The sequence below is a fragment of the Tardiphaga sp. 841_E9_N1_2 genome (genome assembly GCF_051811065.1).
GTDB lineage: Bacteria > Pseudomonadota > Alphaproteobacteria > Rhizobiales > Xanthobacteraceae > Tardiphaga > Tardiphaga robiniae.
In genome coordinates, this window is record NZ_JBPWQC010000001.1 from 2953876 (window position 1) to 2978583 (window position 24708).

The window sequence follows — 24708 nt, forward strand, 5'->3', positions numbered from 1 at the left end:
TTGTATTCGGTGCGTGAGATCACGCTTCAACGTGTGACGTAAACCGGCTTTCGTTTCTCGATGAATGCGCGAATGCCTTCCTCGAAATCTTCCGAGCGGCTGCACAGCACCTGATTGCGATCTTCCATGGCGATCACGGCCTCGATCGAGCCGGCATCGACGGACATGTTGATGCATTCCTTCGACAGCCGCAGCCCTACCGGCGACGCGGTCATCATCGCATCGACATAGGGCACAGCGGCGGCTTCGAGTTGACCGTCGTCGACAACTTCCGACACCAACCCAACAGCCAGCGCGCGATCGGCATGGATGAAGCGGCCGGTGAGGATCAGTTCAGAGGCGACGGAGACACCGACGAGACGCGGCAGGAAATAACTGGAGCCGATATCGCAGCCGCCGAGACCGAGCTTGATGAAGGCGCAGTTCATGCGCGCCGACTTGGCGGCGATGCGGATATCTGCGGCGAGCGCCAGCGCGAAACCGCCGCCAGCGGCTGCACCCTGCACTAGGGCCACGATCGGCTGCGGGCAGCGGCGCATCAGCATCACGATATCCGCGATACGGCGCTGAGAATCGAGCGACTCGGTGACTGTGCGCGGCGCATTCTGCCCGGAGCGCGCGGCCATTGCGTGTTTGAGATCGAGCCCAGCGCAGAAATTGGCGCCGGCACCCTTGAGGACGACCACGCGTGTCTTGCGATTGCGCTGCAGGCTTTCGAAATAGTCGTTTAGTGCGTCGATCAGAGCAGGATCGAGCGCGTTGAGACTGTCCGGACGATTAAGCGTCACCCGGTCCACGCCATCGTCGTGTTCGATCAGCAGTGGATTAGACACACGCGCTCTCCCGTTTCACTCGTTGGCGCCTTGCCGACGCTCATTGCCGCGCCCTCTCCCCTTGCGGGAGAGGGCAGCGCAGGAGTTAGAAACAAACTCACTTGGGAGAGGGGCGCCACAACGAGCCCTCTCCCGCCTTCGCTTGCTCAGGCACCCTCTCCCGCGGCGCGCGGCTACGCCGCGCTGGGGGAGAGGGGAAGACAAGTACTACCGCGGCGCCATACGGATGGCGCCGTCGAGGCGGATGGTTTCGCCGTTCAGCATCGGATTCTCGACGATGTGGACCGCAAGGTTGCCGTATTCCGAGGCGTCGCCGAGGCGGGCCGGATGCGGCACCTGCGCGCCCAGGCTGGCGCGGGCTTCCTCGTTGAGGCCCATCAGCAGCGGCGTCAGGAACAGGCCCGGCGCGATGGTGTTGACGCGGATCTTGCTGGAGGCGAGATCGCGGGCGGCCGGCAGCGTGAGGCCCACAACGCCCCCCTTCGAGGCGGAGTAGGCGATCTGGCCGATCTGGCCTTCATAGGCGGCGACGCTGGCGGTGTTGATGATGACGCCGCGCTCCTCGCCGATCGGTTCGGCGGTGGCAAGCTGCTCGGCGAACAGACGCAGGCAGTTGAAGGTGCCGATCAAGTTCACCATGATGACATTGGTGAACTTCTCGAGCGGATAAACGCCCTGCTTGCCGACGATGCGCTGCGAACCGCCGATACCGGCGCAGTTCATCAGCACGCGCGCGGTACCATGCGCAGCCGCTGCCTTGGCGAGCGCCGCCTTCACGTCACTCTCGCTGGTGACATCGCCGACGGTAGCAACGCCCTTCACTTCGGCAGCGACCTTCTCGGCATTGTCCTGCGCGCGGTCGAACACGGCGACCTTGGCGCCCTTGGCAGCCATCGCGCGCGCAGTCGCGGCACCGAGGCCCGAACCACCGCCAGTGATGAATACGGCTACGTCTTTCAACTGCATGGATAGAGCCTTTCCTTGGGCGTTTCTGATCGTTTCTTGAATTTTTGAGTCGCGACGAAGAAGAAAAAGAAGAAGTGGTCCTTGGGCGTTTTCTTGGTTGTTGTTCTTGGAACTGATCCTTGGGCGTTTCTTATTTTTGGTTCTTGAATTTGGTTCCTTGGACGTTTCCCGACGTTTTTGAATTTTCTTGGCAGTTTTCCTTGGGCCGTTTCTTCTGAGCTCGTGATGTCAGGCCTTGGCGGCCTTCTTGTTTGTGAGGATTCCGCCGAGCAGCATCGCTTCAATATGGGCGACGTAGTCGCGGCAGACTTCATCGGTCACCGGGCCGACGCCAATGGCGCGCGACATGGCATGACGGCTGAAGAACAGGTTGTCGCAGGCACCGATCAGGCTGGTGTAGAACAGCACCGGATCGACCGCGCGGAATTCGCCGGATTCGAGTCCCTCGGCCAGCAGGCGGCGATGGAAGCCGAGCAGCGGCCCCACAAAGAACTTCGAGACTTCATCGGCCGCCTCGTTGCTGCTCTCATGCAGCAAGTAGTGGATCAGCCGGTTCATGTAGGGAAACTGGTAATAGGCTTTGATGATGCCGGCGATGTGCAGCCGCAGCTTCGCGGTGGCGGAGATCGGCTGTGCCAGCAGATATTCCAGATTGGTCATCTCGGTGGCGGCATCGCGCGCGAGCAGCGCCAGCAGCAGCCCGTCCTTGTTGCCGAAATGATATTTCACCAGCGCTGCATTGACCCCGGACTGCTGCGCAATCTCGCTCAGCGATACCTCGATGGAGTTGCTGGCAATCATCAGCTCGCTCGCCGCGAGCAACAGCTTGTCGGCCGTCGGATTACGGGCAGCGGCGGATTTCACAGAGGTGCTGGGGTTCAAAGTCGGTGCCATTCGGAGCGCAGATAATACGAACAATCGGCCGCACTCAAGAGTTAATTGACCGATTGACTAAACTCTCCGCGGACACTTAAATCCCGCGCATTCAACGCCACGAAAAACGCCGCCAAACAAGGCAAAAAGGGGAGATCACGCATGGCCGAGGCCTATATCGTCGCCGCCGCACGGACCGCAGGTGGCCGCAAGGGCGGACGACTCGCCGGCTGGCATCCCGTCGATCTCGCAGCCTCAGTCTTGAACACCCTGGTTGAACGCACCGGCGCAGATCCCGCCTCGGTTGAAGACGTCATCATGGGCTGCGTCGGCCAGGGCGGCGAGCAGGCCGTCAACGTCGCGCGCAACGCGGTGCTGGCCTCGAAGCTTCCGGAAAGCGTGCCCGGCACCTCCATCGACCGTCAGTGTGGCTCGTCGCAACAGGCGCTGCATTTTGCGGCCCAGGCCGTGATGGCCGGCTCCATGGATATCGTGATCGCCGCCGGTGTCGAGAGCATGACTCGCGTGCCGATGGGCTCGCCTAGCATCCTCGCGTCCAAGGCCGGCATGGGCCACTACAAGAGCCCGGGCATGGAAGCGCGTTATCCCAATATCCAGTTCAATCAGTTCACCGGGGCCGAGATGGTCGCCGCGAAATACGGACTGTCGAAGGATGACCTCGACACATACGCTTTCCAGAGCCATCAGCGCGCTATTGCCGCGACCGAGGCCGGCCGGTTCAAGGACGAAATCATCCCGCTGCAGATCACCCGCGCCGATGGCACCACGGACACCCATCACATCGACGAGGGCATCCGCTTCGACGCCACGCTCGACGGCATCAGGGGCGTCAAGCTAATCGCCGAGAACGGCAAGCTCACCGCAGCATCCGCCAGCCAGATCAGCGATGGCGCGTCGGGCGTGATGGTTGTCAACGAGAAGGGCCTCAAGCAACTCGGCATCAAGCCGCTCGCGCGCATCCACCACATGACCATGATGGGCGGCGATCCCGTGATCATGCTTGAAGCGCCCCTGCCCGCCACCAAGCGCGCGCTCGAAAAGGCCGGAATGAAGATCGACGACATCGACCTGTTCGAAGTCAACGAAGCCTTTGCCTCGATTCCAACGGCCTGGCTGAAGGCCACAGGCGCCGACCCGGCTCGCCTCAACGTCAATGGCGGCGCCATCGCGCTCGGCCATCCGCTCGGCGGCTCCGGCACCAAGCTGATGACCACGCTGGTGCACGCACTGCAGCAGAACAAGAAGCGCTATGGATTGCAGACCATGTGCGAAGGCGGTGGTATGGCGAATGTGACGATCGTAGAGCGATTGTAAGCACTCCGACAACAATGGTGTCGTCCCCGCGAAGGCGGGGACCCATAACTCTCGATCGAGATAGCAAGAACGCGGAGGCCGCCGCGTGCCATCTCAACTGAAGGAGGTTATGGATCCCCGCCTTCGCGGGGATGACAACTGAGAGAGCCTACCGAACCACACCACGAGCGGAAAAATCCGCCGGTCTTCGAGGAAACACCAAGGAATTCTCCATGACGCATCCGTCGATTCACGCGAAGACCAATCCCGACAAGATTGCCTACCGCATGGCCGGCTCCGGCCAGGCGCTCAGCTATCGCGAACTCGACGAACGTTCCAACCGCGGCGCGCAGTTGTTTCGCTCACTCGGCCTGAAGGCCGGCGATCACGTCGCGCTCTTGATGGAGAATCGCCTCGACTTCATGGAGATCTGCTGGGCTGCCCAGCGCAGTGGGCTGTATTACACGGCGATCAGCCGCTACCTCACGCAGGACGAAATCGCCTATATCGTGAAAGACTGCGGCGCACGGGTTGTCATCACTTCCGAGAAATGCGCCGATGTGGTTGCGCCGCTGATTACCAACGCCGCGGAGCCAATGTTCTATATCGTCGACGGTTCGCGCCCCGGTTTCCGCGACTGGAATAGTGCCCTCGCCGCTCAGCCCGCCACGCCGATTGCCGACGAGGTTGCCGGCTACGACATGCTGTATTCGTCGGGCACGACGGGCCGCCCCAAGGGCATCAAGCGCGCCTCGGAGAACAATCCGATTGACGTGCCCAATCCGTTCCTGAAGCTGCTCTGCGCGAACATGTGCGGCATGACATCGGACTCGATCTATCTGTCACCGGCGCCGCTGTATCACGCGGCCCCATTACGTTTTAACATGATGGCGATCACGCTCGGCGGCACGTCGGTGATCATGGAGCATTTCGACGCCGAGGAATTCCTCAAGCTTGTCGAAAAGTACAAGATCACCCAGTCGCAACTGGTGCCAACCATGTTTGTCCGCATGCTGAAGCTGCCGGATGAAGTCCGTTTGAAATACGACGTCTCTTCATTGAACGGCGCGATCCATGCCGCAGCCCCCTGCCCCGTCGACGTCAAGGCACGCATGATCGACTGGTGGGGACCGATCCTGATCGAATATTACGCCGGCTCCGAAGGCAACGGCGTCACTGTGTCGAACTCGCAGCAGTGGTTGTCGCATCGCGGGACCGTCGGCAACGCTGTGGTCGGCAGCGTCAAGATCGTCAATGAAGAAGACCAGGAAGCGCCGACCGGCGAAATCGGCACGGTGTATTTCGCCGATACGCCGCAGTTCAGCTATCACAACGACCCCGAGAAGACGAAGCGCGCCTATAACGCGCGCGGCTGGTCGACGCTCGGCGATGTCGGCTATCTCGACGACGAAGGCTTCCTATACCTCACCGACCGCAAGTCCTACATGATCATTTCCGGCGGTGTGAACATCTACCCGCAGGAGACCGAGGACATTCTCATCACCCATCCGGACATCGCCGATGTCGCGGTGTTCGGCGTGCCGAACGAGGAGATGGGCGAAGAGGTCAAGGCCGTGGTGCAGCCGCACGACATGAGCCACGCCGGCAAGGCGCTGGAGGCCGAATTGATCTTGTACTGCCGCAAGCATCTGTCCCCGATCAAATGCCCCAAGAGCATCGACTTCGAGGCCGAACTGCCACGCACGCCGACCGGCAAGCTGGTGAAGCGCCATTTGCGGGACAAGTACTGGCCGAAGAAGGAAAAGGCGTCGGCCTAGACCTCGCCCTTGCGGCATTGCAGTCGCCGCGGTAATCCGCCGTGATGTCGCAAGTTCATCCATCATGACCGCCGGCCTGCTGATCTCCGCAGCACGTTCCGGCGCGGGCAAGACCACGGTTACGCTCGGCCTGCTCGCCGCGCTCGGGCGGCGCGGCATGGTACTGCGTGCCGCCAAGGCCGGGCCCGACTATATCGACCCTGCCTTTCACGCGGTCGCCACCGGCGCTCCCTGCATCAATCTCGATAGCTGGACCATGCCGCCCTCGCTGCTGCAGGCGCTGATGGCTGGCTCCACCGAAGCCGCCGATCTGCTGGTGGTCGAAGGCGTTATGGGCCTGTTCGACGGTGTGCCCAGCGTCGCCGACCGAGACGGTAGCAGCGCCAGTATCGCCGCGCGCTTCAATCTACCGGTGCTGCTGGTGCTCGACGTGACCGCGCAATCGCAATCCGCCGCCGCTATGGTGCGCGGCTTTGCCAGTCATCGTCCTGACGTGCACGTCGCCGGCGTGATCCTGAACCGCGTCGGCAGCGATCGCCACCGCCGCCTTATCACGGACGCCATCGCGCCGCTCGGCATCCCCGTCGTCGGCGCCATTCCGCGGGATGCCGCACTGGCGCTGCCAGAGCGTCATCTCGGCCTCATCCAGGCTGGCGAACACGGCGACCTTGCCACGCGGATGGACGTACTCGCCGACATGGCGGAGAAGCACCTCGATCTCGATGCCATCATCGCGCTGGCCGCCCCCATCGAGCGGCAGCCCACGCTCGCTGCCACGCCAGCATTGCCGCCGCCTGGTCAGCGCATTGCGCTCGCCGTCGATGCCGTATTCACTTTCATCTATCCGCACCTGATCGATGGCTGGCGCAATGCGGGCGCAGAGATCGTCCGCTTCTCACCGCTGGCCAATGAAGCTCCGCCGGATGATTGCGATAGCTGTTGGTTGCCAGGCGGCTATCCCGAACTTCACGTGGCGACGCTTGCCTCCGCGCAAAAATTCCGCGACGGGCTGGTGCGCTTCGCACAGACACGTTCGATCCATGGCGAGTGCGGCGGCTATATGGTCCTCGGTGAAGGCCTGGAAGACGCCGACGGCAACCGGCATGCGATGACGGGGCTGCTCAGCCACACGACGAGTTTCCACAAGCGGCGCCTGCATCTCGGCTATCGCGAGGCGCAATTGCTATCCGACAGTCCTATCGGACCAAAGGGATCGCTCATCCGTGGCCACGAATTCCATTACGCGTCACTGATTGATCCGGGCAGCGACGACCCGCTGGTCGATCTCCGCAACGCGCAGGCCGAACCCATGGCAGAACGCGGCGGACGGCGCGGCCATGTCACCGGCACGTTTTTCCACGCGATTGCGCGGGTCGATGGCTAACGGAACTAACGCCCCCATCGATCCTGCCAGATCTTCTCGCCGATCAGGCAATTGACGCGCGGCTCCTTCGTCGTGTTGGCGACGGGAATCGCGCGCGGCTCGGGCATCAATCCTGCGACTTCCAACACCAGTTTGGTGCGGATCGCTTCCTTGAACTTGTCGCGCTCCTTGATCGGCACCACGAAGGAACCCGCGCCGCCGATCACGCAGTCCTCGTAATAGAGATCGAGGTTTTCGATATCCATGGTCGAGTAGGACAGTTCCTTGGCCATGATCGGCAGGCCGTTGATGACGATACCTTTCGCGACTGCCTCGTCGCGCGCGACCGTCACCGGTCCTCCATTGTTGTTCGGCCCATCGCCCGAAATATCGATGACCCGGCGCAGACCGTGCAGCGCATTTTCATCGAACAGCGGCATGGCGTAGTAGATCGCGCCCGAGATCGACGTCCGCGACGCCCGGCGAATCGGTGTCTTCATGATTTCGGATGCCACCGCGTCGGCGGATTCAGGACCATCGATGACACGCCAGGGAATGATCAGCTTCTGGTCTGACGATGCCGCCCACTCGAAATAAGTGACCGCGATCTTGCCTGTCGGGCCGCTTTTGAGCGCGGTAAGAAATTCCTTGGAGACGATGGCCTGGGCATAGCCTTCGCGCTGGATCGCCAACTCGTCCATATCCATCGAATAGGAAACGTCGACCGCCAGCACCAGTTCGACATCGACTACGGGGTCCTGCTTGCTCTGGGCAAACTGCGCTTTCGGGCCCGTCGCCGCCATGCTCGCGACGTCGCCGCCGGCCATCGCTCCCGCGACGAGTACCGCTCCAATCGAGACACACCAGCGCATAGCGGCCCTCCCGTTGAGAATCGAATGGTGACATGCAAATGACGAGCCGCAAAGCAGGAACCTGCAGGCATGTTCACAATCCGGTCATGGCGGCTCTGCTGCTGCGGCAGAGTTAACGGGCGCCTGCCCCCGGATTTGAACGGTTTGCACGTTCGCGCGACAAAGCTAGCGCAGGATGTCGCCAACGCCACATCCACCATTGCCGACCGGAATGGCCGACATGAGTGCCGCCTTGAATGCGCCGATGAACGGTGGCCGCCAGCCCGCAGCGCGGCACCCAATCGTATGGGCCGTACTGCTCGCTTGCATCGGCGCAGCGATCGCTTTGTTCGTTTCAGCACCTGCCGAACAGCGCAAGACAGGGGCCGCCGAACACGATGAACCTATTCAGCCGTTCGGCGCCAACGCAGCCAACGAATGCCGCCGTCTTTTGCGGAACGCCACCGAATACCTCCCCGAGCAACAAGAGAAGCTGCGTTACCGGATGCGCCAAGCCGCCTGCAGCGAAGCATTCGCTACAGCTCCGGACGATGTCCGCAACAAGGTGGCCTTCGCTCAATCGCTGCCGCATGAACGGCGCGCCGAGGCGGTCGCACTGTTGCGCGAGGCCGCAGCCCGGAACGATAGCGAGGCAAATTACGCAATCTATGAGTCGCACAATTCATGGGACTATCATCTTGATCGCCCGCAACTGATTGCGCGCGACGAGGCACAGCACGCGCTGATCAAGGCAGCCGAACTGGACAACCCGTCAGCGGTAAACAGGCTCGCCATCCTCTATGGCCGTGGCGGCATCGTGAAGCGGGCCCCCTCGGCCGAACGATACTGGACCGAGCGCGCGCTTCGGTTGCCGCTGCCGGAGAACGTCACCCGTGCGGACCAGCAGATCAGGCTTGCCCGGCTTCTCGCGCGATCCCCGCAGCCGGACGAGCAGACCCTCGGCCGGGATTTACTCGCACGTCTCGCCCAAGGCGGCTCGTTTGGCGCCAAGGCGGCGCTGGCTGAAGCCACGCGTCCCAACGATCCCGTGCGCGCCCGCAAACTATTTGAAGAGGCTGCGCGCGATCATCTGGGAGGCGATACCGAGCTGGCGCAGATGCTGCTCGATAGCGAGGGCGGCCCGGCCGATCCGAAGCGCGCATTATCGATCTTGCAAAGCCAGCGCCATCAGGCGAGCGCGAGTGGCCTGCTCGGCCAGCTTTATCTCGATGGAAAGCTGGTGCCACGCGACGTGTCAAAGGGGATCGACTTACTGATCACTGCTGGGGTTTGGGATTACGAATCCAGACTGAAGGCCCTGCGGTTGCTGGCCAGCCATCCACAGGTTCAGATCTCTTCGCTCAACATCGTTCTGTATGAGGCAATTCAGGCTGCGGAACTTGGCGAGCCTGACGCACTTGCCGCATTGGTCGATCTCAAACTATCGCAGAACCCGCAGTTTCGCGACGTCCCCGGAGCCTGTAAACTGAAACCAATGGCCGTGCAGCGCGGCGATCAGGATGCCGTGCAACGCCTCAAGGATTGTCCGGCCGAGTGATCATCGTCGCGTCGCCGCCACAGAGCGCGATCGTCCGGATGAGTGTGCATGCCCGAGAGTGTCACCGCCCCGCAGACTAAGACCAAGCCGAAGGTCGAGCGGCCTAAATTGTACAAGGTTATCCTCGTCAATGATGACTTCACGCCGCGGGAGTTCGTCGTGCGGGTGCTGAAGGCGGAATTTCGCATGTCCGAGGATCAAGCCGCCAAGGTAATGATGACGGCGCATCAACGCGGCGTCTGCGTCGTCGCCGTGTTCACCCGTGACGTCGCCGAGACCAAGGCGACCCGCGCGACAGATGCCGGCCGCGCCAAGGGCTATCCGCTTCTGTTCACGACCGAGCCGGAAGAATAGGACGTGGCGCTTCTGCTTTAGCCACCAAGACGATAAAAATTTAACGATCGGCTCAATCCGAGGTTGGGCGGCATGTGGCATGCTCGCCAGATGTCGATTGCACTCCGCAAGCAATATGTATCCCGGCCGGCATTGTCGTTCGGGCCTTTGCGCTTCATCGAATGCCTGCCTTGGCTCGTGCTGGCAGCGGGAATGCGCGTGATCGCGTTCAGCGGTGGCGTTATCGCCTTGCCGGCCATCTTCGTCGCCACGGTTGCCGTTCTTCTCGCGTTTCTGGTGACCGCACGGCGGTCGATCGAGCTTGCCGACGGCGAGACCCATCTCGGAGCGATGACGTTCGAGGATGAATTCCGAATATCGCTGCGCATTCTGGCGCGTATCGGCGCGCTGATGCTTGTAGCAAGCATGATCTCTGTATCGCTCGGGATCTCGCCGCTGGACCTGAACTTCATGGGCGGCATCGATGGCATGGCGTTCGATCAGCCGACGGCGGCCGGAAAGATCTGGAATGCCTCCATCGCCACGCTGATCTTGCTGATGATCGTCGGCGTCGAACGCCATGACAACAGGGTTCGTTTCTTCGCGGCTTGCCGTGAATTCGCCAGGCGAAGCGCGTGGCTCGGCGTGGGCCTTCTGGTCCTGACCGCCGCCTATTTCGGCCTCGGTTTTGTCCAGGGTCTCGTTCGCAACGCGATTGCGATCTACGGGCAGGCGCCGACGACGAACACCTTCATCCGAAACCTGATCTTCTTCGTCTTTATCTTCAGCTTCGCGATGCTGCGGCTTTGGGTGACCCTGATGATCCTGACCGCGGCCCTCAAGCAATCCCATCTGCGCGGCGACTGACCTCAGCCGGCGACCGCGGTTTCATCGCCCAATCCATAGACCTGCTCGGCCTTGGCGAAGCCAGCGATGGGAAATTCACCGAGATCGGCCCAGTCGGCGTCTGTCGCACCAGCAAAAGCGGTCGACGCGACCACTGTACGATGCAGCCTGCCCGCGATCTTCTCCAGACGTGCGGCGAGGTTCACCGCCGGGCCGATACAGGTGAAGTCGAGCCGGTTGCCGCCGCCGATATTGCCGTAAAGTACCTTGCCGACATGCAGTGCCAGACCGAAGCGAAAGCGCTCTTCTGCGCCTGCCGCATCCGACCAGCGCAGCGCTTCAACGGCAGCGCTGGCTTCACGCGCAGCCTCCAGCGCATGACCGCAAACCATCGAACGATCCGTATCATCCTCAGCAATGGGAAACACGGCCAGCAGGCCATCGCCCATGAATTTGAGCACTTCGCCGCCATGCTTGAGGATCGCAGGCACCTGACAATCGAAGTAAAGGTTGAGAATCTCGACGACGCTTTCCGGCGGCAATCGATCCGACAGCGCCGTAAAGCCGCGCAGATCCGACAACCAGATCGCTGCGCGCATGGTCTCGGTGTGGCCCCGTCGGATCTGACCACCGAGAATACGTCCGCCAGCGCGATTGCCCACATAGGTATCGAGCAGTGTCACAGTCACTCGTCGTATGCCGATGACCTCGATCAACCGCGCCAATGTCGGCAGCACCGTTTTCAAGGCAGCAAGCTGCTCGTCCGTAAAACCGCCAGGCTGCTTCGTGGTCCAGCTTGATGCGTGGAGCATGTTGTCGACGAAGGTGAGCGGGATCGCGATGTAGTCGGTAACGCCTTCGGCGCGCATATCGTCGAAAAAAGGAAAGGGTGTGGTTGATGGCTCATGAAGTCGGCTGCGAACCTCGACACCTTCACGGAAGACCAGCGCAAGCGGACTGCTGAGGAATTCAGGCGCCTCCTGAATGTCGAAATCAACCGAGCTGAGGACCACCCCGGTCTCCGGACGCCAGATGAAATTTCGGCCGAAGATTTCCGGGTGCAGGGTGCGGATGAAGATGCCGACGCGGTATAGCGGCAGCCCCGCAGCGACAAGCCGTTCGCAACATTCCGCCATCATGCGCGATGGCGTCGGCGCGGATCGCGCACCGTCACTGAGCCAGTCGATGATCTCTCTGAGCTTGTCGGGCAACACGGCTGGCACTTTCAAACTCGCGCGAACGCGGGCTTCGGTCAGTCACTTACTCTAGCCGACCTGTCCGCGATGCCGAATGAAATGATCGGCGAGCACACAAGCGGCCATGGCTTCCGCCACCGGCACGGCGCGGATGCCGACGCAGGGATCATGACGACCCTTGGTCAGGATGTCCGTATCGGCGCCATTGCGATCGACGGTCTTGCGCGGCGACAGGATCGACGAAGTCGGCTTCACTGCAAAACGTGCCACGACCGGCTGGCCTGTGGAAATGCCGCCGAGGATGCCGCCAGCATGGTTTGAGAGAAATGACGGGCCGTGATTGGTCATGCGCATCTCGTCGGCATTGTCTTCACCGGACAATTCCGCCGCACCGAAACCGTCACCGATCTCGACGCCCTTCACCGCATTGATGCTCATCAGGGCCGCTGCCAGATCGCCATCGAGCTTGGCGTAAATGGGCGCGCCCAACCCGGCCGGCACGCCGTCGGCGACCACCTCGATCACCGCGCCTATCGACGAGCCGGATTTGCGGATGCCGTCGAGATAACCTTCGAAGAACGCAGCCTTGTCCTTGTCCGGGCAGAAGAACGGATTGCGCGCAACCTCATCCCAGTCCCAGTTGCCGCGGTCGATCTTGTGCGGTCCCATCTGCACCAGCGCCGCACGCACCGTCATGCCCGGTACGATCTTGCGCGCAATGGCGCCAGCGGCGACGCGCGTTGCGGTCTCGCGGGCCGACGAGCGACCGCCGCCGCGATAGTCGCGCAACCCGTATTTGGCCTCATAGGTGAAGTCGGCGTGACCCGGCCGAAACTTGTCCTTGATGTCCGAATAGTCCTTCGAGCGCTGGTCGGTGTTCTCGATCAAGAGCGCGATCGGCGTCCCCGTCGTGACCTGCACACCGGTTTCCGGATGCGCCATGACCCCGGACAGGATCTTGACCGCATCGGCCTCCTGGCGCTGCGTGGTGAAGCGCGACTGGCCGGGACGGCGGCGATCGAGATCGGCCTGGATCTCGGCAACATCCAGCGGAATCAGCGGCGGACAGCCATCGACCACGCAGCCAATCGCCACCCCGTGGCTCTCGCCAAAGGTCGTGACGCGGAACATGTGGCCGAAGGTGTTGTGGGACATGGGGCGCTCGCTGCTTGAGCAGATGTCGTAACGCGGGCCGTCCGAGGGGTCAAATCGCCCGGTCAGCCGCAATGCTTAACTAAACTTGTCCATCCCGTCGGCGTTGAACACGTAGACCGCGCCCTGCTCGATCGGCAGCTCACTGACCCCGTCCGGAGTCTCAAGGCCCAGCGCCACCATTAGCGCCCGCGCCGTACCGCCATGGGCAACGGCAACGGTATCGCCCGTCAGGCCGTCAACCCATTCGCGCATCCGGAGTTGCACCTCAGCGTAGCTCTCGCCGCCCGGCGCCGGCAGGCTCCATTTGTCCAGAAGACGTGCCGCAAAGATGTCGGGATGCGCAGCTTCCTGCTCGGCCAACGTGAATCCTTCCCAGTGGCCGAAGCCGATCTCACGCAGACGATCGTCGAGGCCGTAGTCGTCATGCGGCAGATCCAGCTTGCCGCGCACCAGTTCCATGGTGTTGCGCGCGCGGCCGAGCGGACTGGAGACGAATGCGACATCGCCGTTGGTGCGCCCGTCGCGCGCCAGCAGATCTTTAAGGACACCACCGGCATGCGCCGCCTGCTCACGACCGAGATCGTTGAGCGGAATGTCCTTCGAGCCCTGAAAGCGACCGGCGGCATTCCATTCGGTCTGACCGTGGCGAATATAATAGATCGTTGGTTTCGGCATGGACTAAGCGATCAGTCCTTGCCGCCCATCGAGATATCCGGCGCATCCGGCACCTTGGTGCCGAGCACGTGATAGCCAGCATCGACGTGATGCACTTCGCCGGTGACGCCAGAGGACAGGTCAGACAGGAAATACATCGAGCTCTGGCCGACTTCGTCGATCGAGACGTTCTTGCGCAGCGGCGCATTGACCTCGTTGTATTTCAGCAGATAGCGGGAGTCGGCAATCCCTGCGAAGGCCAGCGTCTTGATCGGGCCGGCGGAGATCGCATTGACGCGGATGCCCTTCTCGCCCAGGTCAGCCGCCAGATAGCGCACGCTGGCTTCGAGCGCGGCCTTGGCGACGCCCATCACGTTGTAGTTCGGCATCCACTTCTCGGCGCCGTAATAAGTCAGCGTGATGATCGAACCACCGTCGGTCATTAGTTTCTCGGCGCGCTGCGCAACCGCGGTCAGCGAATAGCAGGAGATGAGCATGCTCTTGCTGAAGTTCTCCGCCGTGGTGTCGACATAGCGGCCCTCGAGCTCGTTCTTGTCGGAAAACGCAATGGCATGGACGACGAAGTCGATCTTGCCCCACTTCGCCTTGAGCTCGTCGAACACCGCATCGATGGTCGCGGCATCCGTGACGTCGCAATGACCAAGCACGAGCGCGCCCAGTTCCGCCGCCAGCGGCTCCACGCGCTTCTTCAGCGCATCGCCCTGATAGGTCAGCGCGATCTCGGCGCCCTGCGCCTGGCACGCCTTGGCAATGCCCCAGGCGATGGAACGGTTATTGGCGACGCCGAGAATGACGCCGCGCTTGCCCTTCATCAGGCCTGAAACTTCACTCATATCACATCCTATTTGCTTGGCTGATAACTTGGCAGTCCATGCCGATCTGACCTTGGGGGTACACCAGCACTTGCGTCCGGTACAGTCCAAAAGCCCGGTTATGTGGCTGTTTACCGTCCGGGCTTAACGCCGGAATAGACGGTCCGCCAAGGTGTTATGATAGATGCGGCGCAATTGCGGACCGCCCAAGATACCGTCAGGATTGCAACGGATGGCACGAGCCCCATGAGCGCCTTTCGCGAGAGCGTTGAGAGCATGATTCCGGCGCTGCGCCGTTATGCGCGGGCGCTGGCGCGTGACACCGACATCGCAGACGACCTGGTTCAGGACACGCTGGTGCGCGCGCTGCGCTCAGAGAAGTTGTTCATCGGCGGCGATCTCAGAAGCTGGCTCTATACGATCCTGACCAATCTGAACCGCAACCGCCGGCGGTCGCTGGCACGCAAACCAGTCTTCACCGAGCTGTTCGACAACAATCCGGATGCCAGCGGGACCGAAGCCGAAGGGCGCGACATCTCGCGCGCCCTTGCCGCCCTCGTCGAAGAGCAGCGCTCGGTGCTGCTGCTCGTGATGCTCGAAGGCCTGAGCTACCGCGAAGTCGCCGACATCCAGGGCGTGCCGATCGGCACCGTGATGTCGCGCCTCGCCCGCGCCCGCGCCCATGTCAAAGCCTATCTCGACGGCGAGCGCCCGGCGCTGCGCGCAGTCAAATGATTTAAAGGGAAGATGATAATGACCGGACCGAACATTCCCGTGACCGAAGACGAATTGCACGCCTTCGTCGACAATGAATTGCCGGCTGAGCGCCGCGCCGATGTCGAGGCATGGCTTACGACACATCCCGACGATGCCGAGCGCGTCGCATCATGGCGCGCGATGGCCGAGTTGCTGCATGCCCGCTACGATGCGATTGCCGACGAAGCCGTGCCGCAGCGGCTGGAAATCGAGCGACTGGTTCAGCAGCCGCGGCGCTGGATCTACGGCGCCGTCGCGGCCACGCTTGTCGCCTTCATTGCAGGTGGCAGCGCGGGCTGGGTCGCACGCGGCGCAGCGACCACGCCGTCGATATTCCGGAGTTTCACGGTGGACGCACTCGGTGCGCACCGGACCTATGTGGTCGAAGTCCGTCATCCGGTCGAAGTCGCAGCCAATGAACGTGCACACCTGCAGCAGTGGCTGTCGAAGCGCGTCGGCTACGAGATCAAGGCGCCCGAACTCGATGCGGCCGGATTGAAGCTGGTCGGCGGACGCTTGCTGCCCGGCCCCGAAGCGCCTGCGGCCTTCTTCATGTATGAGAGCCCGTCGGGCGAGCGCTACACGCTCTACACATCGCGGGCGGCAAAGGCTGACGCGACCCAGATGCGCTATGCCGCGCAGGACAAGGACGGCGCCATGTTCTGGGCTGACAAGGGCGTCGGCTATGTCGTGTCAGGCCCGACCGACAAAGACCGGCTCAACCAGGTCGCGCGCCAGATCTATGACCAGACGGAGAAGATCGGGGGATAGCTACACTGTAGCCCGGATGGAGCGAAGCAGAATCCGGGCTGTCAGGCGTTTGGCATTGCCTCCGGCAAGAAAGAACTTTCGCGTTTGACGCGGTCACCTATCACATCGAATAACAGTGCCGTATTCGCGATCATTACAATGGTTGCGATAACTCCCATCGTGCTGTCCGTAACGGCCCGCAACATCGCTTTCCAGAATGGAAGATCAGCCGTGCTTCCCATCAGGCCCAACATCATGATGCAAGCAATCCACACCACCAGCGCCGCCGTGAACGGAATGACGATTGCCAATATGGTCCGAACGATCAGCCAGATCCGTCCTCGACTATCGTGCCATGCATCTGCAGCCGTCACATTGACCGGGCCCGCGGCCAAAGCAGGAAACAGCAACACCAGGCGGACCGACACAATGATGACGATAATCGCCAAACCGATCGGCAAGAGAATACTCATCAAACCGGACTCAGGCATGATCTCGCCGACCAGCGTCGGTACCCAGAGCACGGCCACCCATTTAAAATAGCGGCGGAACCGATCGCAAAAATACGCGAGATAGTGCGCGGGCTGCTCGCCCAGAATGATCAGACGATATGCGCCGACCTGAAAGGGCACCAGCAGGATCGTCGACATGCCGTCGAGCAAGAGGCGAAATGTTTTACTGCCGATGTCGCTGGATGCGACTACGAGCTTGGAGAGATCGATCAGCACATAGATCGAAAACGCGATCAGGACCAAATACGGCGCTTGGCGAAAGACGAGACGCCCGCCATCCCATACAGAGTGAAAAACCAGTCTGGCGGTTGGATAGGTGATGACCATGCACGGTTTTATAGTGCATCAGCATCGACACAATCAAACGTTGACCGAATTGATCTGCCCGCAAGGTTAGCAGCAGATTGATCGAGAGCGGCGCGGCCAATACCGCACCGCTCATCCGAACCTACCCCAAATCACTCCGCGGATTATACGGATGCCCGTCTCGCCACTTTTCCATCAGGGCTTCCAGCTCGGCATCGTTGCCGTCCGGCAGCATGATCCTGGTGGTGAAGTAGAGATCGCCCGCGGCGCCTCCGGCCAGCGGCAGGCCCTTGCCCTTCAGGCGAAACACCCGTCCGCTCGACGTGTTCTTCGGAATTGAAAGCTCCACGGCGCCGGTGAGTGTCGGCGCGCGCACCTTGGCCCCCAGCACGGCTTCGTACAGCGTGATCGGCAGATCGACGCGCAGGTCGTTGCCATCCACCTTGAAGTGGGCGTGGGGAGCGATGGTGACGGTGATCATCAGATCGCCGGGACGATGTCCTGGCGCGCTTTCGCCCTGCCCGCGGAGCCGGATCTGCTGGCCCGACGTGACGCCGGCCGGTATCTTGACGTTCAATTCCTTGCCGGATGGCAGACGCACGCGCTTCTCGGCGCCCTTCACGGATTCTTCCAGCGTCACCGTCATGGCGACGTTCAAATCCAGATCGGGCATCCCGCCGGCATAGCCACCGGTATCGAACTCAAAGCCCTGCGCGCCCGGCCGCGCGCCGCGCGGGCTGGCGCCGCCGAACATGCTGTTGAGGATATCCTCGAAACCGCCACCGGCACCGCCGGGAAAGCCCTGCTGCGCACCGGGACCGCCCCGAAAGGCGTGCTCGAAGCCGCGCTGCGACGCGCCGGCGCGGCCGCCGCCCGGAAATCCCTGGAAGCGTGCTTTACCCTCGGCATCGATCTCGCCGCGGTCGAACTGCTTGCGCTTGTCCTCGTCGCCGATGATCTCGTTGGCCGCATTCAATTCCGAAAACCGGTCGGCGGCTTTCGGATCGTCCTTGTTGCTGTCGGGATGATGCTTCTTGGCGAGCTTGCGATAGGCACTCTTGATCGCCGCAGCGCTGGCGCCCCGCTGCACCCCCAAGACCTCATAGGGGTCGCGCATCCGTCGTCTCTCCTTCAGGTAACTAAAAGGCGGGCAATCGGCCCGCATGTTGGGTTTGCGGGCCAGGGCCCGCCTGCTTCTTCATCTGGTGACTTCGTGTCATTTTTGCAACTCGGCCGCAAGCGGCCCGCCGGTGAAAACTAGCTCCGTTTCCACGGCTTCAGCGTATGCACGTCCCAGCTGCCGCGGTCACCCTTACAGGCCGCACCTTGCATCCAGCTTTCGCTGGTGCCGTTGACATAGCTGGCCAGAAAATCCCTGCAGGTGCGACCTTCCGCGACATAGGCACTGGACAGAGGCGTTACCGATCCGCGCGCGCCGGTCGACGGGTTTTCCCACGGCTGGCTGGAATCCTTGCTGCCCTTGGTGAGCACATCCGAGGCAGCCGTACGCGTCAGGACCAGATCGGCTTCGGTAGGCTCGTAATTGGTGGCCTGGACGGATGCCGGCGAAATCGAACCGGTGACATCGCCGCCCTCCATCCTGGCCAGCGCGGACTCGTTTCGGCCCATACTGCAACCACCGAGGGTGCTGCCGATAAGAATTGCTGTCAAAGCCGCACCGAGCGGGCAGATGGCCGATAGGCCAATGCGTTGCCGTATCCTATATAGGTCTTGCCTATGCAGGGGCAGCAGCGAGCTCTCTACAACAGGCCAACGCAAGCGGAACTCCAGACATGACCGACACGACCTCCCCCATCAAAGACTCAACTCCGTTAACGTCAGGTGATTTTACGGCCGCTGCGGAACCATTTGCGCTGTTTTCCGAGTGGTTTACCGAGGCGAAGGCGTCCGAGCCCAACGATCCGAACGCGATGGCGCTGGCCACCGTCGACGCCGACGGCCTGCCGGATGTCCGCATGGTGCTGATGAAGGGCTACGACACCGACGGCTTCGTGTTCTACAGCCACATCGCCAGCCAGAAGGGTCAGGAGCTCGCCGCCAATCCCAAGGCAGCGCTACTGTTTCACTGGAAGTCGCTGCGCCGGCAGGTCCGCATTCGCGGTCCCGTCACCCGCGTGACCGATGCCGAGGCCGACGAGTATTTCGCAACCCGCCCGAAACAGGCGCAGATCGGCGCCTGGGCGAGCAAGCAGTCGCAGCCGCTGGAAAGCCGTTTTGCCTTTGAACAGGCCATCGCCAAGGAAGGCGCCAAGCACCTGATCGGCAGCGTGCCACGTCCGCCAGGCTGGAGCGGATGGCGCATTACGCCACAGCGGTTCGAGTTCTGGCACGACCGCCCGTATCGCCTGCACGACCGCATCGAATTCCGCCGCGACACCGCGGCACCAGATACGTCCTGGACCAAGGTGAGACTGTATCCGTGAACGCCGACAACGAGACGAGAACCAGACCCGTGAGCCATCCAGGATCGAACGCGCCCAAGCGCACCATGCTGCTCACCGGCGCAAGCCGCGGCATCGGTCATGCCACCGTGATGCGCTTTTCAAGCGCCGGCTGGCGTGTGCTGACCTGTTCGCGGCATCCGTTTCCGGAAGTCTGCCCATGGGATGCCGGCCCCGAAGATCACATCCAGGTCGACCTCGCCGACCATGACGACACCGTCCGCGCCATCGACGACATCAAGGAACGGCTGAACGGCGGCGCGCTGCATGCGCTGGTGAACAATGCCGCCATCTCGCCGAAGGCCGAAGGTGGCGCGCGCATGGGCTCGATCGATACTGACGTCGCGACCTGGAGCCATGTCTTCAACGTCAACTTCTTCGCACCGATCATGATGGCCCGCGGGCTGATCGAACAGTTGAAGGCTGCGAAGGGCTCAGTGGTGAATGTCACCTCGATCGCCGGCTCGCGCGTGCATCCGTTTGCCGGTGCGGCCTATGCCACATCGAAAGCGGCGCTGGCGTCGCTGACCCGCGAAATGGCGTCGGATTTCGGCCGCCTCGGCATCCGCGTCAACGCCATCGCGCCGGGCGAGATCGACACCTCGATCCTCTCGCCGGGCACGCAGACCATCGTCGATCAGCAGATCCCGCTGCATCGGCTCGGCACGCCCGACGAAGTCGCCAAGATCATCTATGTGCTGTGTACGGAAACGAGTTCATACGTGAACGGCGCCGAGATCCACATCAATGGCGGCCAGCACGTCTGATCAGCGGTAACGGGTGGGGAATAGTCATGCTGAGGACCGCGCCATTCTGGCGCTCCTCGAAAAGCGCGGGATTTTCTAGTCCGCGTAAAATTTCCGCGGCATCGGCGCAGCCGCGCTGATCCCCGCGCTGGAACAATCGTCTTCGGATTCGCCGTCCATCAACCCGGCACCACAATGCCGGCAGGTACGCGCAGACATCGCCTGCGCCCGACCGTTGGCCATGCGCGCCTGTTGATAGGACCTGAGATCGACGACGTTCCGTCCCGATGTTTCTGTTTTGTCAACCATTGCTGTCCTCATCGCTTCTGACAGCGTTATGACAGCAACCATTAGCGCAACCGTTCAGCGGAACGCTCGAATTTTACCGGATAAATTGTGGCGAGAATCGCGCGAAGCCTATGATCATTGGGCTTTTCGAACACGCATCATGAATGCGTTTTGATAGTTGGAAAAAGATTCAGACACCCGCGCCTTTATGATCCCGCGAGCGCATGCTCGGGGTTGTCTAAGCGGTGTCCCCTCGTGAAACATGAGGGGTGGCAGCGCGCCTGACGACGCGAAATGGTGGTAATTTTCGCGATCCGCTCCGCCGGAACGCCGGCAAGCTGCAACCGCGCAACGCCATCCGGCGCGCCACCGCGGCGATTTCTGTCCCCGGGACCGTTCTTCCGGGCAAAGGCGCAGAGCTCCGCACTCCGCTGATCCCGACGGTTTCCCGCCGTTCACCAATGCCACGTCCAGCCAGCATGAGTGGCAGACCCCCGTAGTGGGGCCGGACGGTGACCCAAGGCCTCCCGAGTGCGCGGGGTACGTCACCCCACACCCGCAGGCGCCGCATCCCTGTCCCACTTCAAGACGCCTCATGAAGCGCCCCTCGTGAACCGGATGAACGGAGGATAATCCTTATGGGTATATTGTCAATAGTAGCTAGGAAAAAATGTTTGGGCGCTGCTATCCCTCATTTGTCATTCCGGGGCGCGCCCTTGCGCGAACCCGGAATCCATAACCACGATCGAACTTATGGATTCCGGGCCTGCACCCCGCCGGCTTCGCCGGCGTGACGCATCCCGGAATGACAAATGAGAGGTTAGTGCCGCCCTACGTGCCCTACAGCCACTTCTTCCACTTGAAGAACATATAAGGCAGCACCGCGGCGAACAGCATCATGATCAGCGCCATGGGGTAACCGACATCCCATTGCAGTTCCGGCATCGCCTTGAAATTCATGCCATAGACCGAGGCGATCAATGTCGGCGGCATCAGCACGACGGCCATGACCGAGAACAGCTTGATGATGTTGTTCTGTTCGAGATTGACGACACCGAGCATCGCATCGAGCGTGAAGGTGATCTTGTTCGACAGATAGGAGGCGTGATCGGTCAGGGACACCACGTCGCGCTGCATGGTCTTGAGCTGCGCGCGCATGTCCTTCGACCACTTCACGCCTTCGGCTTCCGCCGTGATGAAGGTGACGACGCGGCCGATCGAGACGAGGCTTTCACGTACTTTCGAGGTCAGGTCGCCCTTGCGACCGATGGTGATCAGAATTTCGGAATAACGCTTGGCATGGCCGGTCCGCAGCGACTCATCCGGCTCGAAGATGTCGTGGCTGACCTGATCGACGTCGGCGCCGACGCGTTCGAGAATGTCGGCGCACCGATCGATCACCGCGTCGAGCAGTTCGAGCAGAATGGTTTCACCATTGGCGCCGGGCGGCGCGTTGCGGCCAAGCTTCAGTTCGACGGACGCGAACGGACGCGGTGTGTCGTAGCGCACCGTCACCAGCCGTTGCCGGGTGAGGATGAAAGTTACCGCCGTGATCCGCGGCGACTCCGTGTCGGAGCCGCACATCAAGCTCGCGGTCATATAGCGGGCGCCGTTCTCGATATAGAGACGGCTGGAGATTTCGATCTCCTGCATGTCTTCGCGGGTCGGAATTTCCACCCCCGCCAGTTTCTCCACCGCCTTGTCTTCGGCTGGCGACGGCTTCACCATGTCGATCCACACCGCATTGTCCGGCAACGCTTCGAGATCGGTTGGCTCGGATTTTCTCAAGGCGTGGTCGGCAGGGGTGAAGACAGCGAGCATGGCAACTCCGGGACATTGAAAAGGCGGGACACTGCAATACGGACGATCCGGACAGAATCGGCAGGGGCGACCGACCATGACCGATGCGGATGCAGCCGTCATGACAGCCTTTGTGCGGCGCGCCAACCCCACCCGAACCCGGGGAATTTTTCCCGCAAGATCGCGCGTTCCATGGTCTCGATCTGACAAAATTGTCACGCGCGCATCACGGCTTCGCGAGGCGTTGCGGTTCTGCACAGGATTTGGCCGGAGGGTCGAAAATTCTGCGGCAAATATGACACAGGTTGTGCGCTGCATGATGCGCAGCGCATCTAACCGCTGGAATTGCAGCGGATTTCAGCGATAGTAGCTTTAACGGAATCGTGGCGTTCGCGGGCTATTTTGGGTGCGTTTCCTTGCACCAGCCTGTCTGAATTCGGACCTCACGCAATTGGAACAATGACATGTCGCCGCTCAAGATTAAGCTTGGATTGATTGTCGCCGCCGGCCTGATGCTGTCGGGCTGCATGCAGACCGCAACGCAATTCCAGGCCGCCCCGGAAGCCAGCCTCAAGCCGAATGACAAGGCACAGCTCGCCAAGGCACGTTACGCCAAGGTTGCCGTCGCCGAGCCGTTCCGCCGCGCCATCGTCGACTTCCACCGCAAGGAAGCGCCGGGCTCGATCGTGGTCGATTCCGACAACCACTATCTCTATTTCGTCCAGGACGGCGGCAAGGCGATCCGCTATGGCGTGACCGTCGGCGAAGAAGCGCTGGCCTTCTCGGGCGTCGCGCGCGTCGGCAACATGGCCGAATGGCCGAAGTGGACCCCGACCAAGGACATTCACGCCCGCATCGAAGGCCTGCCGGCCCAGGTGCCCGGCGGCGTCGATAATCCGCTCGGTGCCCGCGCCCTCTATCTCTATCAGGGCAACAAGGACACGCTGTTCCGCATTCACGGCACCAATCAGCCGGAATATATCGGCGCCTCGATCTCGTCGGGCTGCATCCGCATGACCAACGAAGACGTCATCGACCTCTATAGCCGCGTCAAGCCCGGCGCTGTGGTCGTCGTGCTCGAGCCGAAGGCCGGCGACTCGCCGTATAATTCGAAGCTGGCCCTGCAGGGCGGCGGCGGAACGCCATACTGAGCTGAGGTTTTATGAGATGGAAAAAGCGCCGGTTGATCCGGCGCTTTTTTGTTGGGTGGATATCGGGTTGCCCGGCTATTACCCCAAACACCGGTGTCATCCCCGCGAAGGCGGGGATCCATACACTCCCGAGAACTGACGAAGCACAGCAGATGCGGCTCCGTGACCGCCCCCACTACACCCGATAGCGGTTATGGATCCCCGCCTTCGCGGGGATGACAGCTGAGAGGCTATTGCAGCCTCACGCCTGCTCTCCCACTCCTTTTCAGATCACCGCAAAAAGCTGAACGGCGATGGCGGCGCGCGGCGCTTCTTCGGCTTGGGTTTTGGCTTCGGCTTGGGCTGTTCTTGTGGAGGCGCGGCTTCTGCTTCGGGCTCCGGTTCGGGCTCCGTCGCAGCCGGTCGAGCCGCCGCAGGCTCTGCAGGCTTCGCCGTCTCAGGCTTCGCCTCCCCCGGCTTGCCCTCGGCCACTTCGCGCGGCGGTGCTTCGTCCGGACGCACGGCCGGCATCAGCGGTGCGATGCGCGGCCACTCGTCCCAGACGTCCCACTGGCAGATCCGGTAGTTGCCGCGCCGCTCGGCGATATCGAGATGGATATGATCCTCGTGGTAGCCGTCGGAGCCCGGCCCCAATACGGTGGTGAACCTCGTACAGACCGAATGCAGCACGGCCTCGCGCTGCTCACGCGGCGTGTTGCGCTCGGTGAGCGCGATCGAGCGGCCATTGGCGAGTTTCAGCCCGCGCACATCCAGCGCATTGGCGCGGCCATGCTCTGACAGTTTCGCCCCGACGACACGGTTGCGACCACGGCAATCGAAGGAGTCGAAATTATCGAGCTCAAGAAGCTTGGTGCCGAGGTTGGTCGCGAGCGGTGCCATGTCGGCGCGAATCCATTCGGCCACCGCCGTTGCCATGGCGCAGCGCATCGTTCCTGCCGGCTTCAGCGGCACGCGCGTCTTGTCCGGCAGCACAACCGCTTCCAGCCGCACCATGTCGGGTCCGCCGCAGGCGCCCGGCCCCTTGATGTCGGGAATACTCGGCGCAACAGCGATGGCATCGGTAAGCGCCAAGCGGCAGGCTGAAGGCGGCGGCGGCTCCGGCGGACGCGCTTCCGCAGCAGGCTTCTCAGGCTCAGCGGGTTGCTCCGATCTCGCAGGCTCCTCACCGGGATTTTGCGCCGGCTCGATCGCCGGCGCCTCTGCCGGGCGGGGCTTTGGCAGCGGCACACGCGATGTCGTCAGATAGGCCTGCGCCGGCGCGGCAACCAGCAGCAACGCCAGAACCACCCCAATTGTCCTTTGGTCGCAGCCGGATAGGCCAAAAGTCCATTTCCGGGCCGCTTTCCCCGCGCTAAACTTCATGCCAAGACCTAAAGCAAGAACA

The 24708-nt window shown here is 62.0% G+C and carries 24 protein-coding genes; 11 read left to right on the forward strand and 13 right to left on the reverse strand.

What is annotated here, in order from left to right:
• Positions 1-26: 26 nt before the first annotated feature.
• The 3 genes from AB8A50_RS14230 to AB8A50_RS14240 form a co-directional block, all read right to left on the reverse strand.
• Positions 27-833: an enoyl-CoA hydratase/isomerase family protein gene (locus AB8A50_RS14230; RefSeq protein WP_439078072.1), complete on the reverse strand. Its 807-nt coding sequence runs from the start codon at positions 831-833 to the stop codon at positions 27-29.
• A 207-nt stretch (positions 834-1040) separates the two neighbouring features.
• Positions 1041-1799 (reverse strand): SDR family NAD(P)-dependent oxidoreductase, encoded by a 759-nt coding sequence (locus AB8A50_RS14235; protein WP_093756859.1) that lies wholly within the window; start codon positions 1797-1799, stop codon positions 1041-1043.
• 228 nt (positions 1800-2027) lie between these two features.
• On the reverse strand, positions 2028-2693 hold the full coding sequence (locus AB8A50_RS14240) for a TetR family transcriptional regulator (protein WP_439078073.1): 666 nt from the start codon (positions 2691-2693) through the stop codon (positions 2028-2030).
• 141 nt (positions 2694-2834) lie between these two features.
• Here AB8A50_RS14240 and AB8A50_RS14245 point away from each other — a divergent pair, with 141 nt between their 5' ends.
• From AB8A50_RS14245 to AB8A50_RS14255, 3 genes are all read left to right on the forward strand, one after another.
• Positions 2835-4007 (forward strand): acetyl-CoA C-acetyltransferase, encoded by a 1173-nt coding sequence (locus AB8A50_RS14245; RefSeq protein WP_439078074.1) that lies wholly within the window; start codon positions 2835-2837, stop codon positions 4005-4007.
• 212 nt (positions 4008-4219) lie between these two features.
• Positions 4220-5764, forward strand: coding sequence for an acyl-CoA synthetase (locus tag AB8A50_RS14250; protein ID WP_439078076.1), 1545 nt, complete (start codon positions 4220-4222; stop codon positions 5762-5764).
• A 64-nt stretch (positions 5765-5828) separates the two neighbouring features.
• Positions 5829-7148 (forward strand): cobyrinate a,c-diamide synthase, encoded by a 1320-nt coding sequence (locus tag AB8A50_RS14255; RefSeq protein ID WP_439078077.1) that lies wholly within the window; start codon positions 5829-5831, stop codon positions 7146-7148.
• 5 nt (positions 7149-7153) lie between these two features.
• Here AB8A50_RS14255 and AB8A50_RS14260 read toward each other — a convergent pair whose 3' ends face one another.
• Entirely contained in the window at positions 7154-7999 is an 846-nt protein-coding gene (locus AB8A50_RS14260) for a DUF1194 domain-containing protein (RefSeq protein WP_092145074.1), read from the reverse strand.
• Between the two features lie 220 nt (positions 8000-8219).
• On the opposite strand from AB8A50_RS14260, the gene AB8A50_RS14265 reads away from it, so the two are divergent.
• The 3 genes from AB8A50_RS14265 (at position 8220) to AB8A50_RS14275 (ending at position 10736) form a co-directional block, all read left to right on the forward strand.
• Positions 8220-9536, forward strand: a complete 1317-nt coding sequence (locus AB8A50_RS14265) for a tetratricopeptide repeat protein (protein WP_439078079.1) — start codon at positions 8220-8222, stop codon at positions 9534-9536.
• 48 nt (positions 9537-9584) lie between these two features.
• The gene (gene clpS, locus AB8A50_RS14270; protein WP_089265483.1) at positions 9585-9890 is read left to right on the forward strand and encodes an ATP-dependent Clp protease adapter ClpS; all 306 of its coding nucleotides are present in this window, start codon (positions 9585-9587) and stop codon (positions 9888-9890) included.
• A 90-nt stretch (positions 9891-9980) separates the two neighbouring features.
• On the forward strand, positions 9981-10736 hold the full coding sequence (locus AB8A50_RS14275) for a hypothetical protein (protein WP_439078080.1): 756 nt from the start codon (positions 9981-9983) through the stop codon (positions 10734-10736).
• A 2-nt stretch (positions 10737-10738) separates the two neighbouring features.
• Here the strand turns inward: AB8A50_RS14275 and AB8A50_RS14280 are convergent, their stop codons facing one another.
• The 4 genes from AB8A50_RS14280 to fabI all read right to left on the reverse strand — a co-directional run bounded on the left by AB8A50_RS14280 (position 10739) and on the right by fabI (position 14574).
• Entirely contained in the window at positions 10739-11929 is a 1191-nt protein-coding gene (locus AB8A50_RS14280; protein WP_175368409.1) for an adenylate/guanylate cyclase domain-containing protein, read from the reverse strand.
• 51 nt (positions 11930-11980) lie between these two features.
• Positions 11981-13066 (reverse strand): chorismate synthase, encoded by a 1086-nt coding sequence (aroC, locus tag AB8A50_RS14285; protein ID WP_092145082.1) that lies wholly within the window; start codon positions 13064-13066, stop codon positions 11981-11983.
• 75 nt (positions 13067-13141) lie between these two features.
• Positions 13142-13741, reverse strand: coding sequence for a histidine phosphatase family protein (locus AB8A50_RS14290; RefSeq protein ID WP_184511549.1), 600 nt, complete (start codon positions 13739-13741; stop codon positions 13142-13144).
• 11 nt (positions 13742-13752) lie between these two features.
• Positions 13753-14574: an enoyl-ACP reductase FabI gene (fabI, locus tag AB8A50_RS14295; protein ID WP_093756866.1), complete on the reverse strand. Its 822-nt coding sequence runs from the start codon at positions 14572-14574 to the stop codon at positions 13753-13755.
• Between the two features lie 225 nt (positions 14575-14799).
• Here fabI and AB8A50_RS14300 point away from each other — a divergent pair, with 225 nt between their 5' ends.
• A complete protein-coding gene (locus AB8A50_RS14300; protein WP_089265487.1) occupies positions 14800-15288 on the forward strand; it encodes an RNA polymerase sigma factor in 489 nt (162 codons plus the stop codon).
• A gap of 18 nt (positions 15289-15306) precedes the next feature.
• The gene (locus tag AB8A50_RS14305; protein WP_439078082.1) at positions 15307-16080 is read left to right on the forward strand and encodes an anti-sigma factor family protein; all 774 of its coding nucleotides are present in this window, start codon (positions 15307-15309) and stop codon (positions 16078-16080) included.
• A gap of 41 nt (positions 16081-16121) precedes the next feature.
• On the opposite strand, the gene AB8A50_RS14310 is transcribed toward AB8A50_RS14305, so the two are convergent.
• The 3 genes from AB8A50_RS14310 to AB8A50_RS14320 form a co-directional block, all read right to left on the reverse strand.
• The gene (locus AB8A50_RS14310) at positions 16122-16898 is read right to left on the reverse strand and encodes a hypothetical protein (RefSeq protein WP_439078084.1); all 777 of its coding nucleotides are present in this window, start codon (positions 16896-16898) and stop codon (positions 16122-16124) included.
• A gap of 121 nt (positions 16899-17019) precedes the next feature.
• Positions 17020-17994: a DnaJ C-terminal domain-containing protein gene (locus AB8A50_RS14315; RefSeq protein ID WP_439078085.1), complete on the reverse strand. Its 975-nt coding sequence runs from the start codon at positions 17992-17994 to the stop codon at positions 17020-17022.
• 140 nt (positions 17995-18134) lie between these two features.
• On the reverse strand, positions 18135-18548 hold the full coding sequence (locus AB8A50_RS14320) for an RT0821/Lpp0805 family surface protein (protein WP_089265490.1): 414 nt from the start codon (positions 18546-18548) through the stop codon (positions 18135-18137).
• A gap of 122 nt (positions 18549-18670) precedes the next feature.
• Between AB8A50_RS14320 and pdxH the strand changes: the two genes are divergently transcribed.
• Positions 18671-19321 carry a pyridoxamine 5'-phosphate oxidase gene (gene pdxH, locus AB8A50_RS14325; RefSeq protein WP_439078086.1) on the forward strand — a complete coding sequence of 217 codons (651 nt, stop codon included), beginning with the start codon at positions 18671-18673 and terminating at the stop codon, positions 19319-19321.
• Positions 19322-19386: 65 nt separating this feature from the next.
• On the forward strand, positions 19387-20106 hold the full coding sequence (locus AB8A50_RS14330) for an SDR family NAD(P)-dependent oxidoreductase (protein ID WP_089265492.1): 720 nt from the start codon (positions 19387-19389) through the stop codon (positions 20104-20106).
• Between the two features lie 1107 nt (positions 20107-21213).
• Here AB8A50_RS14330 and AB8A50_RS14335 read toward each other — a convergent pair.
• On the reverse strand, positions 21214-22194 hold the full coding sequence (locus AB8A50_RS14335; protein WP_089265493.1) for a magnesium transporter CorA family protein: 981 nt from the start codon (positions 22192-22194) through the stop codon (positions 21214-21216).
• A 443-nt stretch (positions 22195-22637) separates the two neighbouring features.
• Here AB8A50_RS14335 and AB8A50_RS14340 point away from each other — a divergent pair, with 443 nt between their 5' ends.
• The gene (locus tag AB8A50_RS14340; protein ID WP_068734945.1) at positions 22638-23324 is read left to right on the forward strand and encodes a L,D-transpeptidase; all 687 of its coding nucleotides are present in this window, start codon (positions 22638-22640) and stop codon (positions 23322-23324) included.
• A 270-nt stretch (positions 23325-23594) separates the two neighbouring features.
• On the opposite strand, the gene AB8A50_RS14345 is transcribed toward AB8A50_RS14340, so the two are convergent.
• Entirely contained in the window at positions 23595-24686 is a 1092-nt protein-coding gene (locus AB8A50_RS14345) for an extensin family protein (RefSeq protein ID WP_439078088.1), read from the reverse strand.
• Between the last annotated feature and the right edge of the window lie 22 nt (positions 24687-24708).